The organism is Butyrivibrio proteoclasticus (genome assembly GCF_900115735.1).
GTDB lineage: Bacteria > Bacillota > Clostridia > Lachnospirales > Lachnospiraceae > Butyrivibrio > Butyrivibrio proteoclasticus_B.
Genome location: NZ_FOXO01000014.1, coordinates 1 through 16,759 on the forward strand (window position 1 = coordinate 1; position 16,759 = coordinate 16,759).

At 38.9% G+C, this 16,759-nt stretch carries 13 protein-coding genes and 1 riboswitch; of the genes, 1 reads left to right on the plus strand and 12 read right to left on the minus strand.

All coding sequences use genetic code 11. The features are described 5' to 3' along the window. Positions 1 to 44: 44 nt before the first annotated feature. The 11 genes from BM146_RS09850 to asnA form a co-directional block, all read right to left on the minus strand. Positions 45 to 284: a hypothetical protein gene (locus BM146_RS09850; RefSeq protein WP_022774288.1), complete on the minus strand. Its 240-nt coding sequence runs from the start codon at positions 282 to 284 to the stop codon at positions 45 to 47. A 14-nt stretch (positions 285 to 298) separates the two neighbouring features. Beyond that, entirely contained in the window at positions 299 to 1,282 is a 984-nt protein-coding gene (locus BM146_RS09855) for a GDSL-type esterase/lipase family protein (RefSeq protein WP_074888057.1), read from the minus strand. A 9-nt stretch (positions 1,283 to 1,291) separates the two neighbouring features. Continuing rightward, positions 1,292 to 2,644 (minus strand): MBOAT family O-acyltransferase, encoded by a 1,353-nt coding sequence (locus BM146_RS09860; protein ID WP_083413480.1) that lies wholly within the window; start codon positions 2,642 to 2,644, stop codon positions 1,292 to 1,294. A 58-nt stretch (positions 2,645 to 2,702) separates the two neighbouring features. Beyond that, on the minus strand, positions 2,703 to 4,118 hold the full coding sequence (locus BM146_RS09865) for a tetratricopeptide repeat protein (protein WP_074888060.1): 1,416 nt from the start codon (positions 4,116 to 4,118) through the stop codon (positions 2,703 to 2,705). A gap of 3 nt (positions 4,119 to 4,121) precedes the next feature. Continuing rightward, a complete protein-coding gene (locus tag BM146_RS19465) occupies positions 4,122 to 4,286 on the minus strand; it encodes a hypothetical protein (protein WP_177201635.1) in 165 nt (54 codons plus the stop codon). Between the two features lie 52 nt (positions 4,287 to 4,338). After that, the gene (locus BM146_RS09870; protein WP_074888064.1) at positions 4,339 to 5,718 is read right to left on the minus strand and encodes a bifunctional folylpolyglutamate synthase/dihydrofolate synthase; all 1,380 of its coding nucleotides are present in this window, start codon (positions 5,716 to 5,718) and stop codon (positions 4,339 to 4,341) included. A 35-nt stretch (positions 5,719 to 5,753) separates the two neighbouring features. Continuing rightward, positions 5,754 to 8,426: a valine--tRNA ligase gene (locus tag BM146_RS09875; RefSeq protein ID WP_074888067.1), complete on the minus strand. Its 2,673-nt coding sequence runs from the start codon at positions 8,424 to 8,426 to the stop codon at positions 5,754 to 5,756. A gap of 32 nt (positions 8,427 to 8,458) precedes the next feature. Next, positions 8,459 to 10,087 (minus strand): tetratricopeptide repeat-containing diguanylate cyclase, encoded by a 1,629-nt coding sequence (locus tag BM146_RS09880; RefSeq protein ID WP_074888070.1) that lies wholly within the window; start codon positions 10,085 to 10,087, stop codon positions 8,459 to 8,461. Between the two features lie 426 nt (positions 10,088 to 10,513). Beyond that, entirely contained in the window at positions 10,514 to 12,976 is a 2,463-nt protein-coding gene (locus BM146_RS09885) for an ATP-dependent DNA helicase (RefSeq protein WP_074888072.1), read from the minus strand. Positions 12,977 to 13,120: 144 nt separating this feature from the next. Next, the gene (locus BM146_RS09890) at positions 13,121 to 13,360 is read right to left on the minus strand and encodes an HPr family phosphocarrier protein (RefSeq protein WP_242949380.1); all 240 of its coding nucleotides are present in this window, start codon (positions 13,358 to 13,360) and stop codon (positions 13,121 to 13,123) included. An 84-nt stretch (positions 13,361 to 13,444) separates the two neighbouring features. Continuing rightward, positions 13,445 to 14,455, minus strand: a complete 1,011-nt coding sequence (gene asnA, locus BM146_RS09895; protein WP_074888075.1) for an aspartate--ammonia ligase — start codon at positions 14,453 to 14,455, stop codon at positions 13,445 to 13,447. A 109-nt stretch (positions 14,456 to 14,564) separates the two neighbouring features. Here asnA and hflX point away from each other — a divergent pair, with 109 nt between their 5' ends. Then, positions 14,565 to 15,896: a GTPase HflX gene (gene hflX, locus BM146_RS09900; RefSeq protein ID WP_074888078.1), complete on the plus strand. Its 1,332-nt coding sequence runs from the start codon at positions 14,565 to 14,567 to the stop codon at positions 15,894 to 15,896. Here hflX and thiT read toward each other — a convergent pair. Next, the gene (thiT, locus tag BM146_RS09905) at positions 15,886 to 16,578 is read right to left on the minus strand and encodes an energy-coupled thiamine transporter ThiT (RefSeq protein WP_074888082.1); all 693 of its coding nucleotides are present in this window, start codon (positions 16,576 to 16,578) and stop codon (positions 15,886 to 15,888) included. The genes hflX and thiT overlap by 11 nt on opposite strands. A gap of 72 nt (positions 16,579 to 16,650) precedes the next feature. Further along, a riboswitch (TPP riboswitch) is annotated at positions 16,651 to 16,753 on the minus strand. Between the last annotated feature and the right edge of the window lie 6 nt (positions 16,754 to 16,759).

The following is a 16,759-nucleotide window of genomic DNA, read 5'->3' on the forward strand; positions in this document are numbered from 1 at the left end:
CCAAGTGTTCACCCATGGCTCGCACTAAATTCGAAACTACCTCATTAAGTGCTCTGCTCAAAAACAGCAGTCACATAGAAGCCCCTGTCGTTCTCCTCAACCTTAGTCACAACTCCTTCCCTTTCAAGCATTCTCTCTCTGAACGGGAAATTACCTGACATAGCAAGTGATGGATCAATTGTGTAATAATAGTTACTTGGAAGAACGCCTTCCGTAACTGTCACATGATCTCCCTCTTTAAGAAGTCCGGGCCTTTCCATTTTAAAAGTCATTTCTCTAGCCATTTTAACACCTACCCTTATTCCTTAACAATAGCATTTGCAAGCAAATACTGATGCCATCTCTCATATGATGAAGCTTTAAGATGAACATCGTCAAAAGAAAGCTCTGATAAAAGATTTCCATTTTCGTCATCAACAGCTTCATTCATATCCAGATAAAAAATAGTTTTATTATCCGCAAGTTCGGATAATGCGCTGTTTCTGATATTTATATTCTCGTTGTTAAAGTAATCATCTGAACTACTCTTTTTCTCTGTTACATGCATAATACCCTGAATATAAATGATCGCATCAGGCTGAAGTTCACGAATTCTGTCAATTACCCCTTTGTACGCTGCGCAAAAAGTTTCAGGAGTACCTGTTCCAATCTCATTAAGACCAAGCATTATATAAATCTTGGAAAACTGATTTTCGGAAAGCGCCTGCTCAACAGTTATTTTGCCATTTTCAGTCTTAATAAATTCTGTGTTCATGGCATTATAAATAGTCAATGATATTTTGGAATAGAATGTTGCTCTGGAAGCCAATTCTTCACAGTACTCAGAAAGGCCAACTGTTCTTGAATCCCCTATAAAAAGAGCATCAGTAAAATAGTCATCATCAACCTGTGTAAATTCATAAACTTCTCCAGAATTACCCGAAATGTCATCTCCTGATACATCATTTCCAGATATTTCCTCAAGAGAAGCTGGATCATCACCAGTTGAAGCACCATCCTGCTGGTCTTCATAACCACTTCCATCCTCTATAGTCGGCTGATCATTCACGCTGTTTTCCACATTTTCTCCAAAATAATCAGATGAATCCACCGATTTTTTTGTCCATGGAAAAACTCCGTCAGCAGCAGCTTTAAAAAAGCATGCAAGGATAGGCGTATCAAAATCTCCAGAACTTCTGTACTCTCTGTACACACTGTCCTTTAATGCAAAAGACAATATCGATATTAAGATAGCTGTGATCGCAACCCCGATCAACAAGGGACAAGTCTTAATCAGTTTCATTTTCATTCCTTAAAATCTAAAATACATAAAAGGATTACCGGCAGCATTGGATAAACTATAAATACAAGCCCAAAAAAGAACAAATAATAACACTGAACAAACCGGACGTTTCCTCTTTACTTCGAAAAATTTATATAATCCCGGCAGCAAGAGAATAATTGACACTGCCAAAAATCCACCATAAATTCCAAGGTTCTTTATATAGTCACTTCCATTTACTGATATTCCCTGACCAAAGAAAGGAAACAGCCTTTTAAAATAATCCGCAAGTCCCTTAAAGTCAGAAATTGCAAAAATTACCCATGTCAACGGAATAAGTACAAGTACATTAAACCTTCCCAGTATTTTTCGTGCAATTTCCGGCATTTTACTAAACATAACAAATCGCTCAAATACAATGATTCCAAACAGAACCAATCCCCATAAAATAAAGTTTGGCGTTACTCCATGCCAAAATCCGGTAATAAGCCAGACAACGAAAAGATTTAAAACAATCCTTCCATCACTTACCCTGCTTCCTCCAAGAGGAATATAGATATAATCTCTAAACCAGGAACCCAGTGAAGCATGCCACCTTCTGTAAAACTCAGAAACACTTGCTGATTTGTATGGCTGATCAAAGTTGATCACAAATGGAAAACCAAGCATAACTCCTATACCCGCAGCCATCAGTGAATATCCCCAAAAATCATAATATAGTTCAAGACTATAAGTAACAGCACCAATCCAGGCGAGAGGTGTAGAAATACTCTCATAGCCTATAGTTCCAATATCATTCCACAACATTGATAAATGATCAGCCAAAAGAACCTTCATTCCAAGACCTACAACAAAGAATCTTAGTCCATCCTCTATCGCAGAAAGAATGTCCTCTTTTTCATGAAAATATGTCTTTTTCTGATAGTCTGAGAAACGCATGATAGGTCCGGAAACAACCTGGGGAAACATGCAAAAATAAGCCGCAACATCTATAAAGCGCGGCTCTTCATCTATTTTTCCCATGTAGAGATCTGCCTGATAAGAAATCAGCTTAAAGGTATAAAAGCTAATACCAATTGGCATAAGAGAATTATCCACAAACTGTGAGAGAAGCTTAAACTCAACAAGCATTAATGCATCCAGACAAAGAATAAAAGCAAGAAGAAACTTTTTCTTCTCCCCCCTGAGCGCTCTCCCAAATAAGTAGTTGACTATCACGGCTACGCACAGAACTGCAAGTCCCTTCATATCTCCCACCGCATAAAATGTTAAGCTACCCACAAGCAGGGTAACACTTCTATATGCTACAGGAGTCAGATAAAATGCAACTAAAAAAACAGGTAAAAACCTGAAAATAAAACCCAAGTCTGAAAAATTTATCATATCCCCACTATATTCCTTCAAAAATAAGGCGATATTTCTATCGCCTCAATCTGCTTTATCAGCCGTCAGAATTATTGATCTCTGCAAGCTTTGTCTTAGCTTCCTGAGCACTCTTTGTCTCAGGGAATCTGGTAATAACTTCATCATAGACCTCTTTGGCCTTTGCGATATCACCACTATTGTAATATGAATTACCAAGATAATACAATGTATTCACGTTGGTATTGTCATATTGATATGCCTTTGAAAGGTTACTGATAGCCGTTTCATAATCACTTTCTTTGTAGGCACTGTATCCGGTATTATAATATGATGTTGCAAGCTGTGGGCCAACAAGTACCATAAGATTATCGTAAAGATCTGTAAATTCGGATGTAACATCATCACCAATCACAGTAAGATCAACATCAGCAAGTGCCCCGGCGATTCCATCCACATCACTTGAATCCTTGATGTAAATTGATGCAGCCTTCATAAGAGAATTCATTGCTGCTGAAGTGGAAGTTGCACCTTCATATCCTGAAACCTGCCCCTCAAGTTCTTCTACCTGACTTTTAAGTGTAGCAATCTGCTGTTCATAGTCATTTATCTGTGCCGACTTTGCATCAGATTCTTCACTGATCTGAGTTATCTTTTCCTGATTATTGGAATTAATACCTGCGATTCTCTGAGGAAGAATAAGGAAACATGACGCTGCAATACCTAAAATCATTCCGAGAACTATCCCCCATATGGATCCGGTTCTTGTAATTGCAGTCTTTTTTACCGGCTGAATTATCATCTCATTGCCGCTGTTATATCTGATAACATCATCAGAATCTGTAGCTATATCAGAAACAAGCTTACCACTCTCACCCGGAAGCAGCATATCGTCAGCTTCCTTAAGGTATCGCTTAGCCATTATATTTCCTGTATCAAGTTTAAGTGCCTTACCGGCTTCTGCCTTGGCCCTGTCCCAGTTGCCACTTTTTAAGTATAAAAGGCACAACAAAAGATGTGCTTTAACAAAATTACTATTGAGTGAAAGCACCTTTTTAAGCTGTATGACAGCAAGATCCAAGCTGTCCTGTTTACAGTAATTCAAAGCGATATTAAATTTCTTTATCATCTGATTTATCTCATCAAGCTTAGCAGGGCTGTTTCTCACTGTATCCATGAAATAATCAGCAGTATTCTCACCGGTTTCAAGATTCTTACTGATAACCCATTCTGAAAGTGCAGCAACAACCTCCCCGGTCTCATAGTAGATAAGTCCAAGAAGGTTTCTGGCATCAATGTTATTCTTGTCAAGCTTAAGACTCTGCCTAAGGGAAACCACAGCTCCTGAAAGGTCTCTGACACTTGCCTTCTCAAGGCCTTCGTTATAAAGCCTGTTTGAAAGGCTGACCATTTTCTTATATGTTCTGACATTTCTTCCGCAACCCGGGCAAATGTCAGTGTTGTTCAATTCAGTGTTGCAATTAGCGCACCTCATCTGTCATCTTGTCCTTCTCTGGTTATCAGCTTCGCTTCTTGCCTCTTTTAAAAGCTTTACAAGTACATCCGACATATCATCAAGATCCTGATTGTAGATAATGTCTTCAGTATCCTCTATTTCAAGGCTTGGTTTGAATTTTTTAAGTTCTTCTTCAAAATTCAGCATAATTGTCCTCGTATCAAATATAAATTGCGAGCTAACTCAACAATTTTTATTTTCACATCATAGATTTGATCTCGCCTATAAGATATAAAGATCCTGCAGCAAAAACAATATCACCCGATTTTCTGTAAGTAATGATATCCGTTAAAGCATCCCTTACATTGGAATAGTACTTTATAGGAAGTCCAAAAATCCCAAACTCTTCCTTGCCATGTTCAAAAGCGCCCTTAAGTTCAGCCACTGAAACAGATCTTGAGGTCTCGAGAGTTGCTACATATATGGCATCAAACTGTTTTCTTAACAGTATCTTATCAACAATGCGTAAATACTGTTTATCGGAAACAACACCAAAAAGCAGTATTTTCTTACCCTGAGCCTCTATTCCTTCTACAGAATCAAGAAACGCCTCTATTCCGTCAATATTATGAGCTCCATCCACATATATTCCCGGACGGATTTCCTCCATTCTGCCTTCCCATTTAGCCGTAATAAGACCTTCTTGAATATCCTGTTTGGATATGTCAGCGCCCTTATCCTTAAGTATTTCTGCGGCTGTCACAGCTATTGCAGCATTCTCTGCCTGATATCTGGCCTGGGTCGACAATTTTAGGTCAACATATTTATCATAAAGGGAATTATACGAAAAAGCAATGAATTTGTTTCCGTTTTCATCGCATATTACCCTAACATTTTCAATGTCCTTTTTTTGAATTACAACAGCTCTGGAATCCAGCTCCAGTGCCTTTTTCTTTATTACTTCCGAGCTTTGTGGCTGCTTGTCAAAAAAGACTGTAGGAACTCCTTGCCTTATTATACCGGCTTTCTCTCCTGCTATCTCTTCAATGGTATTTCCAAGGTATTGCATATGGTCAAAACCAATTTCAGTAATGATGTTTATCTCTGGTACTCCAATTGAATTAGTGGCATCAAGTTTTCCACCAAGCCCTGTTTCAAGAATGAGGTAATCCACAGGATAAACATCATAAAGTATCATAGACATAAAGAATAAGTACTCAAAATATGTAGGAAAATAGCCAACCTTGCCATATTCCATAACTCTTTGAAGGGTTTCCACAAAAACTTCCACAAACAAAGAATCTGAGATCATCCTGCCATTCACAAGAAACCTCTCGTTAACTTTAATAAGGTGAGGCGAAACAAACGTCCCCACCTTGTATCCTGCTTTCATCAATATAGATGTAAGGTAGCTGCAAACCGAGCCTTTTCCGTTAGTCCCGGCAACATGGATGATCTTCATGTTTTTGTCAGGATTTCCTAAATATTCAAGGAACTCCTTTGTATCTTCGATCGTATGCTTATCTGTAAAGCCTGGAATCCGGTTAAGGAACTCTTCACATTCCCTAACCGAAACTCCATTTCCACTTGATGCAGATTCCAATATTCGATTTATACTATCATTTATCTCTTTTGTCATAACCTATCCAAGCTGCACAAACAGATAGTCTTATATTATTTGCTAAGTTGCTTAAGACGCTCTGTAATCTGGTCGTATGTCTGCTGATACTTCTGCTGTTTTTCTTTTTCTTCAGCAATTTTCTCTGCAGGAGCCTTTGAAAGGAACTTCTCATTGCTGAGCATGTTCTGTGATCTCTTAAGTTCTCCTTCAAGCTTTTTCTGTTCTTTTGTAAGTCTTTCAATCTCAGCTGAAATATCTACAAGGTCTGAGAAAGGAATATATACAGTTGCATCAGCAAGTACTACTGATACAGCATCATCAGCAATTCCTGTCTTATCTTTCTGGCATACTGACTCTGAGGCATATGCAAGAGACTCAAAGAAAAGCTTACCAGTTTTAAAGATATCAAGAACTTCACTGCTCTCACTTACAACAAATACCTTAGCCCTGCGGGATGGAGCAACATTCATCTGAGTTCTTACATTACGGATTCCACGAACAGCTTCCTTAATCGTCTCTATAGCCTTCTCGTCATCAGCAAAATTCCACTCATCTTTATATACAGGCCAGTCAGAAATCATGATTGATTCCTCTTCATCCTGCATTGTGCAGAATATTTCCTCTGTGATAAATGGCATATATGGGTGCAGAAGCTTAAGTGCTCCGATAAGTACTGTCTGAAGTGTCCAAAGAGCTGCTTCATGTGACTGTTTGTTGTCTGAATTGTAAAGGCGAGGCTTAACCATCTCAATGTACCAGTCGCAGAACTCATCCCAAATGAAGTCATAAACCTTCTGAACTGCGATTCCAAGTTCAAAATGATCCATGTTATCTGTTACTTCTTTTACAGTCTTATTAAACTTGGAAAGGATCCAGTGATCTACAGGCTCGAGACCTTCAGGAGCCGGCTGATGGATAGCGCTCTTTGCGTCTTCGCCCATATTCATCATGATAAATCTGGAAGCATTCCAAACCTTATTGGCAAAATTACGGCTATTTTCTACTCTCTCATTGTAGAAACGCATATCATTACCAGGAGCATTACCTGTGATAAGTGTAAGTCTCAGAGCATCAGCACCGTAATTATCAATGATATCCAAAGGATCGATACCATTTCCAAGTGACTTACTCATCTTTCTACCCTGAGAATCCCTTACAAGTCCGTGGAAAAGAACTGTCTTGAAAGGATATGTTCCCATATGCTCGTAGCTTGAGAAGATCATTCTGATTACCCAGAAGAAGATAATGTCATAACCTGTTACAAGCACATCTGTAGGGAAGAAGTACTTAAGTTCCTTAGTCTCATGAGGCCAGCCAAGTGTCTCAAATGGCCAAAGAGCTGAAGAGAACCATGTATCAAGTGTATCAGGATCCTGTGTAAAATGTGTTTTTCCACACTTAGGACATACTGTAGGAGCTGTCTTTGCAACAACTACTTCACCGCAGTCATCACAGTAGTAAGCAGGAATTCTGTGTCCCCACCAAAGCTGTCTTGAAATACACCAGTCACGGATATTGTCTGTCCAGTTAAAATATGTCTTATCCATTCTTGAAGGAATAAGCTTGATCTCTCCATCCTTTACGGCTTTAACTGCAGGTTTGATGAGCTCATCCATCTTTACAAACCACTGAGCCTTGATCATAGGCTCAACAGTAGTATGGCAACGATCATGAGTTCCAACGTTGTGAGTATAGTCCTCTATCTTAACAAGAAGTCCCATCTCATCAAGTTCTTTTACAATAGCCTCTCTTGCAGCATATCTGTCCATTCCTGCAAATTTGCCACCGTTTGAATTGATAGTTGCATCATCATTGAGGATGTTTATCTCCTCAAGACCGTGACGCTTTCCAACCTCGAAGTCGTTAGGGTCATGACCAGGAGTAATCTTAACTACACCTGTACCAAATTCCATATCAACATAAGAATCCTCAACGATAGGAAGCTCTCTGTTTACTATAGGTAAAAGAACTTTCTTACCCTTGAAACTCTTGTATCTGTCGTCATCAGGGTTTATAGCAACTGCTGTATCACCAAGCATAGTTTCAGGACGTGTTGTAGCAAACTCAATAAACTCAGTATCTGAAACCTTGCCATTTTCATCAATTACAGGATATTTAATGTGCCATAAATGGCCTGCCTGCTCTTCGTACTCAACTTCTGCATCAGAAATAGAAGTCTTACAAACAGGACACCAGTTAACGATTCGGCTGCCTTTATAGATATAGCCTTTCTCGTGCATCTTGCAAAAGACCTCAGTTACAGCTTCATTACAGCCTTCATCCATTGTGAAACGCTCTCTGTCCCAATCACATGATGAACCAAGCTTTTTAAGCTGCTGAATGATTGTTCCGCCGTATTCTTTTTTCCACTCCCATGCTCTCTCAAGGAATTTCTCTCTTCCAAGGTCTCTCTTATCAATTCCTTCCTTTTTGAGAGTATCGATGATCTTAACCTCTGTAGCAATAGAAGCATGGTCTGTTCCAGGCTGCCAAAGTGCATTATAACCCTGCATTCTCTTGTATCTGATGAGGATATCCTGCATAGTATTATCGAGTGCATGTCCCATGTGAAGCTTACCGGTAATATTTGGCGGTGGGATTACAATAGTAAAAGGTTTTTTGGTCTCATCTACTTCTGCGTGGAAATACTTTTTTTCTTCCCACTTTGAATAAAGACGAGCTTCGATACCCTTTGGATCATAGGTCTTAGCAAGTTCTTTTTTCATAATTATCTCCTTATAAAAGTTCTCTAATTTACTTAAAGGTGTGTCGCATCATCCAGTGACTTCTGTGAGATAACTGCCTTATGAAGCATTATTATCTCGCCTTTGGTATGCTCCTTTACCTGATAAAGAGCATTGTCCGCAGCGTACATATAGTCCCAGAGCTTAGTCGTCTCCTGAGGAACAGAGTTCCTGATTCCCTGAGAGATTGTCACGATTTTCTTATCGGAATAGCGGCTGGATAGCCCAAGATTGAGCACAGCCTGTCTAAGCATTGTAGCATATTCCATGACTTCTTTATCAGTCATGCTTTCATATATAATAACAAATTCATCACCGCCATATCTAAAGGCGTGAATGAGTTCATTTTCTCTGGCCATTTCGTTTATTATGGAGGCTACCTTAGTAAGACACTCATCGCCTGCCTGATGACCATAGGTATCGTTATACTGCTTGAAATTATCTATGTCAAGAAACTCTACCGCCAGCGATCTCTTAAGCTCAAAGGCTTTCTCAAATGCAGCATCCGCAAACTTATTAAGTCCATATCTGTTTCCAAGACCTGTCAGTGGATCTGTTGAAGCCTGCTTCTGAAGAATAACATTTTCTTTTTCAATAGCATGAAGTCTGTTTCTGATATCTGTGAAAAACTTATAGTTGGCAAGTCTTTCCTTTTCTTCATCATTAGATGCCTGAAAAAATTCATTCAGCGCTTCGTTCTTTTTCTTTTTATTGCCAAGACAAGCATATAACTCACATTTTAGCTTGGCAAAGTCTTTTTTCAGATGTGCAATATTAAAATCTGCAAGGGACCTTTCAGTATTATCAACTATACGAACAGCTTCGTCAATCCAGCCAATCTTAATAAAGAAACGACACATGATAAATATGTCTTCAATATTATCAAGCGGATGCTTATTGTTTTGTATTATTTTTAGAAGCATTAAAGCATATCTCTGGAATTTCACCATATCACCAAGGTAATGATAACCTCTGGTTCTTATGTCCGTGGCAGTGATACCATTTGTAAATTCCTTGCTGTCTTTATTCTTTTCTTCCAGCTTATCTATTCCAAGGAGACACTTTTTCACAGAATCCGGCTTTTCCAGTTCCATGTAACAATCTGCTTCAAAACAGTAACAGAACAAAACATTTCTGTAATATAAACTATCTTTTTTATTTTTTCTGATCTGTTTGTAGGCCGAACGAATATATGTCAAAGCCTGCTTCGGATCTCCGGCCGTATAATAAATCTGACCTATATTAAAATCTATAAAGCCTGTGACATTGCTATCAAGATCTTCACATTGTCTTTTTCCTGATAAAAAGAAATCAAGAGCCAGCTCGTAGTTTCCATGATTTAGCGCATCTATGCCCAAAAGATTATAGCATCTTGCCAAATACTCATTTTCACCACATGTCTGCAATATTTCAATTGCTTTCAACAGATTATGATTAAACTTTCTGTAATCTGTTGTTAAAAGATAATATGAATCTGCCAGATAATAATAGGCATAGCCCAAAAGATTTTGATCATCTGCTTCTTTGGCTTTTCTGATAAATCTGTTACAGGCACTAATATAACTACTGGACATACTCGTTCTGGTAGTAAGTACTTCATCATATAAAGCCTGTATTTCGGAATCAAAATTTTTAATATTCATCGTGCTACCTCAAGCCAGCATAAGAACCATAAAAAAACTAGAGTCAGTATACAACATCGTAAGTTTGCTAGCAACATGACACGTATGTCAAATGTGCATCATGGTTTACATATAGTCGTTGACCTTAACGGTCATAAGAGCATTTTTACACACAATCCCATGTGCATTTTACACACTATTCAAAATGCCTATTTTAGCGGCTTTTTTATATCTATTTTTCGACTAATCCCCAGTTTCCACAGAGTTATCCACATGATACACATGTCATTTATCGGTATCTTCTGTATCAGTTTTCTATCGAAGCGTTAAATTGAACATTCAATTGATACAATTTATACGGTACTTTGGATTACATAAATTTTCATATTTATATTTTATGTAAACTATCGTGCTTTCTTTATATTGTTTTCTCCAAAAATCAGAATACTAATTGCCGCTAAGTCCTGTCCAGAAGCGAGATACCGCGTTTTTGACTGTTCCGGTCGTTACAGTTTTATAATTTTTCCACTCTCTTGGGAAAAGAGATCTGTAGCTCCCCTGCATAAACCTATCATCCAAAAGTGCCGCAACGCCCGTATCTTCTTCAGTTCTGATCACTCTTCCTGAAGCCTGAAGGACCTTGTTCATCCCCGGAAATCTATAAGCATAGTCAAAACCATCAAGCCCCTTATCATCAAAATAGCCCCTTAATATCTCTCTTTCGTTACACACAAGAGGTATGCCTGTTCCAACCACAATTACGCCAATAAGGCTGTCATACTTAAGATCAATGCCCTCACTGAATATACCACCCATCACGCAAAATCCCAGTATATTTTTATCCTCAACAATATCGATATCCATGTGGATAACTTTTGAAAGATCAAGATTATTCCCTGCTGAGAACCTGTCCAGAAACATCTCTCTGGCGTCCTCGCTCATAAAGCTCTTTTGAACAAGTACTTCTGTTGTATCCTCATCCAAAAAGTTATCCACATAACAGGCAAGAACATCATCCAAAAACTGATGCGATGGAAAGAAAATCAGGTAATTTCCACTCCTTGCACTGACAATATTGTGGATATAACCTGCAATATTCATGTATTGTGAATCACTTCTTTGCGAATACCTGCTGGTAACATCACTCCCGATAAAAAGCCCTAGTCTGTTCGGATCAAAAACAGATTTAGCATACATTTCAAAATCTTCATCCGTTCCACCGAGAAGCTTCTTGTAATACTGAATAGGTAAAAGAGTTGCAGAAAAAAGTATTGCTGATCTGCCTCTCTCCATACATTCCGATAGATTTCTTGACGGATCAGCGCAGAAAAGTCTTACTAAAAAGCTTCCATCTTCAGAAAACTCACTATACATAACATAGTGATCATCCACCCTGTCATAAATTGTCAAAAACCGCGATATATCAAAGTAAAATTCCAGTATATCCTCTCTACATGGACCTTCAGAATGATTTTCCAAATACTCGGATATTATTCCCGCCAGCCTGTTTAGTGGATTAACCAGCTTTTCTATTGAAGTAAGCTTTGTACACCCATCACATTCTCTCTTCATATCCAGCATTACCTTGTTGCATTTATCCAAATGTCCCGCAATGCTTGGATGATATTCTTTTATTGTATTTTTAAGCTCCAGAAAGTTTTCTTTTCTAAGAACCGCGCTATACATGTCCCTTCCCCTATCCAGAAGGTTATGTGTTTCATCAACAAGAAAAATATAGTCACCCTTTACACCGTCAGCAAAGAATCTGCGAAGATAAACAAAAGGATCAAAAACGTAATTATAATCGCATATTACTGCATCTGCCCAAAGACTCATGTCCAGAGACATCTCAAAAGGACAAACCTCATGTTTTTTGGCATATTCAATGATAACTTCCCTGTTAAAAGAATCCTCGTGAGTCAGGCAGTCAAATATGGCATCGTTTATTCTGTCATAATGCCCTTTTGCATATGGACATACAACCGGATTGCAGTTTCTCTCGGCGTCTTCCAAAAAGCATATCTTATCCCTGGCAGTTATTGTAACCGTCTTAAGACTCATATTCTGTGTTTTTCTCAGGGTATTAAATGCCTCTTCCGGAACCGTCCTTGTTATAGACTTTGCTGTCAGGTAAAAGATCTTACTGGTTTTCCCCTCACCCATAGCCTTAACCGCAGGAAATACAGTGGTTATAGTCTTTCCTGTGCCGGTTGGAGCTTCCAAAAACAGCTTTTTCCCATGTATGATAGTTCTGTAAACACCTGCAGCCAGGTCTTTTTGCCCATCTCTGTAAGTAAAGGGAAAAGCAACCTTCTTAAGAGAAGCGGTTCTTTCTATACTCCAGTTATATTCAAAATCAGACCACTTTAAGTAGCTGCTTACAATATCGTCAAACCACCCTGTTATCTCTTTATAAGAAAACTTATAGTCAAAATACTTCATTTCCTCTGAGTCTATGTTGCAATAACTCATTCTGACCTTGATCTCGGGGCACTTTATCTGCCTTGAATAAATGGCAGCATAGCATTTAGCCTGAGACAAATGTACTAAAACAGGTTCTTTTAAGTGGTTTAGATCTCTGTAGGTGCCCTTAATCTCATCTATCAGGGGCATTGCTACACTCTTTTCGATAAATGACTCCTGAGCATCATATGCTCCGGGCTTCCCAAAAAATTTATCTAAAACGCCATCCGCTCTACCGGATATTACGAGCTCATATCCATTTGCCTCATAGACATACTCAAGAGGCACTTCTGCGTGATAATCCGGTCCCATGCTCTTTTGTATCATTCTGTGTATTCGGCTGCCTTCCTGCATGGCATCTGCTGGAGCCTGGTGTATTCTGTTATCTATGTCGCCGTTTCGAAGTATGAACTCAACAAGTGCGCGTACAGATATCTCTATCCTCATATACTCTCCGGAATCTATAGGTTCTTTTTTTCCAGAAAAACAAAAAACCTATACTTATTTAAATCAGGCTTTTCTTAGAAAAATAAAAAGCTCCATGATATTTTATACCATGAAGCCCTTTTAATCTACAATGAACACGTTTTATCAGCCTGCTACTGCAAGACTATCAAGATACTGTTCAAATTCTGCGTTATGTCCGCTGAACTCTACAGTAAGATTCTGAGTAAAATCAAGGCCAAGAACACCTAAAATTGATTTAGCATCTACTACATATCTGTTGTAATATATATCCACGTCAAAGTTGCACTTCGAAGCTGTTTCCACGAAGTTCTTAACCTGTGAAGGCTGTAAGCTTATGTTCTTTCTAATCATCTGTCTTAACATAAATAGTCACCCCTTTCTTTATGAGACTTTAAAAGTATAACGTTAAAGTGTGACTATTCTGTGAAGAAATTGCGAATAATCCGTTTAAAGAATCTGAATTCCGTTAGAAACTGCCTCTTTTACCATATCTTCTGGCCAAATTGAACACTGAACTTCTCCGATATGTGCCTTTCTTAAGAAAAACATGCAGATTCTGGACTGTCCAATTCCACCGCCGATAGTATATGGAAGCTCTTTATCCAGAATTGCCTTCTGGAATGGAAGCTTAGCTCTCTCCTCGCAGCCTGCTTTCTTAAGCTGTGACTTAAGAGAGTTTTCATCTACGCGGATACCCATGCTTGATAGTTCAAGTGCAATATCAAGAACCGGATAATATACGATAATATCAGCATTGAGTTCCCAGTCATCATAGTCAGGAGCTCTTCCGTCGTGTCTATCGCCTGAAGGTAAAAGATCACCAATCTTCATGATGCATACAGCGCCTTTAGCCTTGGCAATGTAGTACTCACGTTCCTTTGGGGTATATTCAGGGAACATCTCCTCGAGTTCCTGAGTAGTGATAAAGAAAATTTCCTCAGGAAGTATCTCTTCAATATAGTCATACTGAATTGACATAAACTTCTCAGTCTTGCGGAGCACCTTATATACGTTTCTTACTGTTTCCTTGAGGAATTCTTCGTTTCTATCCTCTTTAGTAATAACTTTTTCCCAATCCCACTGATCTACAAAAATGGAGTGAATATTATCAGGAATCTCATCACGTCTTACGGCGTTCATATCAGTATATAAGCCCTCGCCCACATTAAAGCCGTACTTCTTAAGCGCATATCTTTTCCATTTAGCAAGAGAATGTACTATCTCAGCATTGCGACCGTCCTGATGAAGGATATCAAAAGAAACAGGCCTCTCTACACCATTAAGATTGTCATTAAGACCTGACTCAGGTGTAACAAATAAAGGGGCTGTAACTCTCTGAAGATTGAGCCTGGTGGAAAGCATCCCCTGAAAGAAATCTTTAACTGTCTTGATGGCAACCTGTGTATCATGTAAATCAAGCGCAGATACATAGCCACTCGGAATCTTTAAATTTTCCATAATTCTCCTCCAATTTGTGATAGCATATATAAATAAATTAAATTACTTTTTTTATGTTTATGCAAGAAAAATTTCGGATAAATCCGTGAATATAGTAAGGGAATAGAATATGAAACCAGCATTTTATGAATCAAATACTGAAAAAGAATCAGTGCGCGCTATTTTGGTAGGTCTGAATCAGAAAGAAAGCGATTCAGACTTCTGTCGGTCAATGAATGAGTTAAAAGATCTGACAAAGGCCCTGGATATAGAGGTTGCCTGCACAGTGACACAGTCACTTCCAAATCCGGACAGAAGCACTTATATAGGCAGTGGAAAAGTCGAAGAAATACTCAGTTCTTTAGATATTTTTGACGCTGACATCATTATATTTAATGATACTCTCTCACCCATGCAGATAAGAAACCTCGAAAAGGCTCTGGATACAGAAGTTATTGACAGAACCGGCCTCATTCTGCAGATTTTTGCCAAAAGAGCCAGAACAAAAGAGGCAAGACAACAGGTAGAATATGCCCAGCTTCAGTATATGTTACCAAGACTTGCCCATATGAGAACTTCTCTTTCAAGGCAGGGCGGCGGAAGCGGAAGGCTCTCCAATAAAGGGTCAGGAGAAAAGCAGCTTGAGCTTGACAGAAGACGCATTGAGCACAGAATGGCAGAGCTTAGAAGAGACTTAAGTGCCATTGAAAAAGAGCGCGATACCCAGCGCGGTAGGCGTCTTAAATCAGGTCTTCCAAGGATTTCCCTTGTGGGCTATACCAATGCCGGCAAATCCACTATCATGAACAATCTCCTTAGAATGTACGGCGGTGAATCCTTTGATGAGAAACAGGTCCTTGAAAAAGACATGCTCTTCGCCACCCTTGACACCTCAGTAAGAAAGATTTCCGCTCCGGGACACAGACCTTTTCTTTTATCTGATACCGTAGGTTTTATCAGCGAGCTGCCCCACGCCCTTGTTAAAGCTTTCAGATCAACCCTTGAAGAAGCTAAATATGCTGACCTTTTGCTTCAGGTGATAGACTTTTCAGACCCCGAATATCGATATCATATGGATGTGACCAAGGACACTTTAGCAGAGATTGGCGCAGGAGACATTCCGGTAATCTACGTATTTAACAAGTCAGATGTTGTTCAGAATGAGCAGGAAATGGCCGGGCAGCTTGTAATGAATGTTCCAAAGGCTATGGATGACAGGATATATATATCCGCCAAGGCTGACGACAGCCTGAATACACTTATAGAATTAGTAGAGAAAAAACTAGGTGAAGCTGAAAATGAATGTGAGATGCTTATACCCTATTCTGAAGGCGGACTACTTAGTCTTTTAACCGGAAAAGGAGTAGTAAAATCTTCAGAATACCTTGAAGATGGAATAAAAATCGCCGCTACCTTAGGCAGCGACGATTATCAACGATATATTTCTTATATTATAGAGTAGCTTCTCTTCTGACTCCGATATCATTTGCTTCGCATTTGAGGCGGTTAAGTCCTGTCCTTACTACAGGAACCATGAGAATAATCATTGTAAGGATTGCTTCAATACTTAAATATGAAGCATTGTAAAGAAGTGAATAAACTACAGGTGACATTCCTTCAGGTGCATAATCTGCAAAAAATACAATTCCTGATAAAACAGCAAACAGATATCTTCCAAGAACACCTGCTATATATCCTTTGAACATTCCGTATTTGCTATTGTGGAAAAATCCTGCAATACCAAGTGCTGTAAAAGCAAGTACATAATCACAGACAAGCTGTGGAACGCTTACAATATAAGGATCAATCACCATCTGCAGAAGACCATATGAAAAAGCTGCCGCAAGACTTACTCTAGGACCATACATATAACCGATGTAAGTAATAAAGAACATGCTGAATGCTGTTACAGATCCGCCCATTGGCGCTTTAAAAATTTTAACATTTGACAAGACAAACGCCAGCGCGATGCAAAGAGCTGATGTTGTGAGCTGTCTGATGCTCATCCTGCCCTTTCCGTCTTTATTCACGAAATAGCTGACAACCAAAAGTGCAGCAACCATTAACCCAACGAACAAAATATACCCACCAGTTGTGAAACTGTATACTCCTTCACCACTGACGTCCTGTAAAAATAATTCCATAAAAAAATCCTCCCTTTGACAATACCGTATCAAGAGGAGGATTTATCATTATCCAATGCAAATGTAGACAATAATAAATATCTAATGCTTTCCTACGCCGGTATTATCCGGTTCAGGTAATAAGGGTCCGACGGAATCTCCGTTCAATCTCAGCAAAGCTCCCCTAGCGGTAGTATTTTGT

Excerpts from the sequence above, each read along its gene's own strand:
- BM146_RS09850 (WP_022774288.1), bottom strand. The coding sequence starts at position 284 with ATGGCTAGAGAAATGACTTTTAAAATGGAAAGGCCCGGACTTCTTAAA.
- BM146_RS09855 (WP_074888057.1), bottom strand. The coding sequence starts at position 1,282 with ATGAAACTGATTAAGACTTGTCCCTTGTTGATCGGGGTTGCGATCACA.
- BM146_RS09860 (WP_083413480.1), bottom strand. The coding sequence starts at position 2,644 with ATGATAAATTTTTCAGACTTGGGTTTTATTTTCAGGTTTTTACCTGTT.
- BM146_RS09865 (WP_074888060.1), bottom strand. The coding sequence starts at position 4,118 with ATGAGGTGCGCTAATTGCAACACTGAATTGAACAACACTGACATTTGC.
- BM146_RS19465 (WP_177201635.1), bottom strand. The coding sequence starts at position 4,286 with ATGCTGAATTTTGAAGAAGAACTTAAAAAATTCAAACCAAGCCTTGAA.
- BM146_RS09870 (WP_074888064.1), bottom strand. The coding sequence starts at position 5,718 with ATGACAAAAGAGATAAATGATAGTATAAATCGAATATTGGAATCTGCA.
- BM146_RS09875 (WP_074888067.1), bottom strand. The coding sequence starts at position 8,426 with ATGAAAAAAGAACTTGCTAAGACCTATGATCCAAAGGGTATCGAAGCT.
- BM146_RS09880 (WP_074888070.1), bottom strand. The coding sequence starts at position 10,087 with ATGAATATTAAAAATTTTGATTCCGAAATACAGGCTTTATATGATGAA.
- BM146_RS09885 (WP_074888072.1), bottom strand. The coding sequence starts at position 12,976 with ATGAGGATAGAGATATCTGTACGCGCACTTGTTGAGTTCATACTTCGA.
- BM146_RS09890 (WP_242949380.1), bottom strand. The coding sequence starts at position 13,360 with ATGTTAAGACAGATGATTAGAAAGAACATAAGCTTACAGCCTTCACAG.
- asnA (WP_074888075.1), bottom strand. The coding sequence starts at position 14,455 with ATGGAAAATTTAAAGATTCCGAGTGGCTATGTATCTGCGCTTGATTTA.
- hflX (WP_074888078.1), top strand. The coding sequence starts at position 14,565 with ATGAAACCAGCATTTTATGAATCAAATACTGAAAAAGAATCAGTGCGC.
- thiT (WP_074888082.1), bottom strand. The coding sequence starts at position 16,578 with ATGGAATTATTTTTACAGGACGTCAGTGGTGAAGGAGTATACAGTTTC.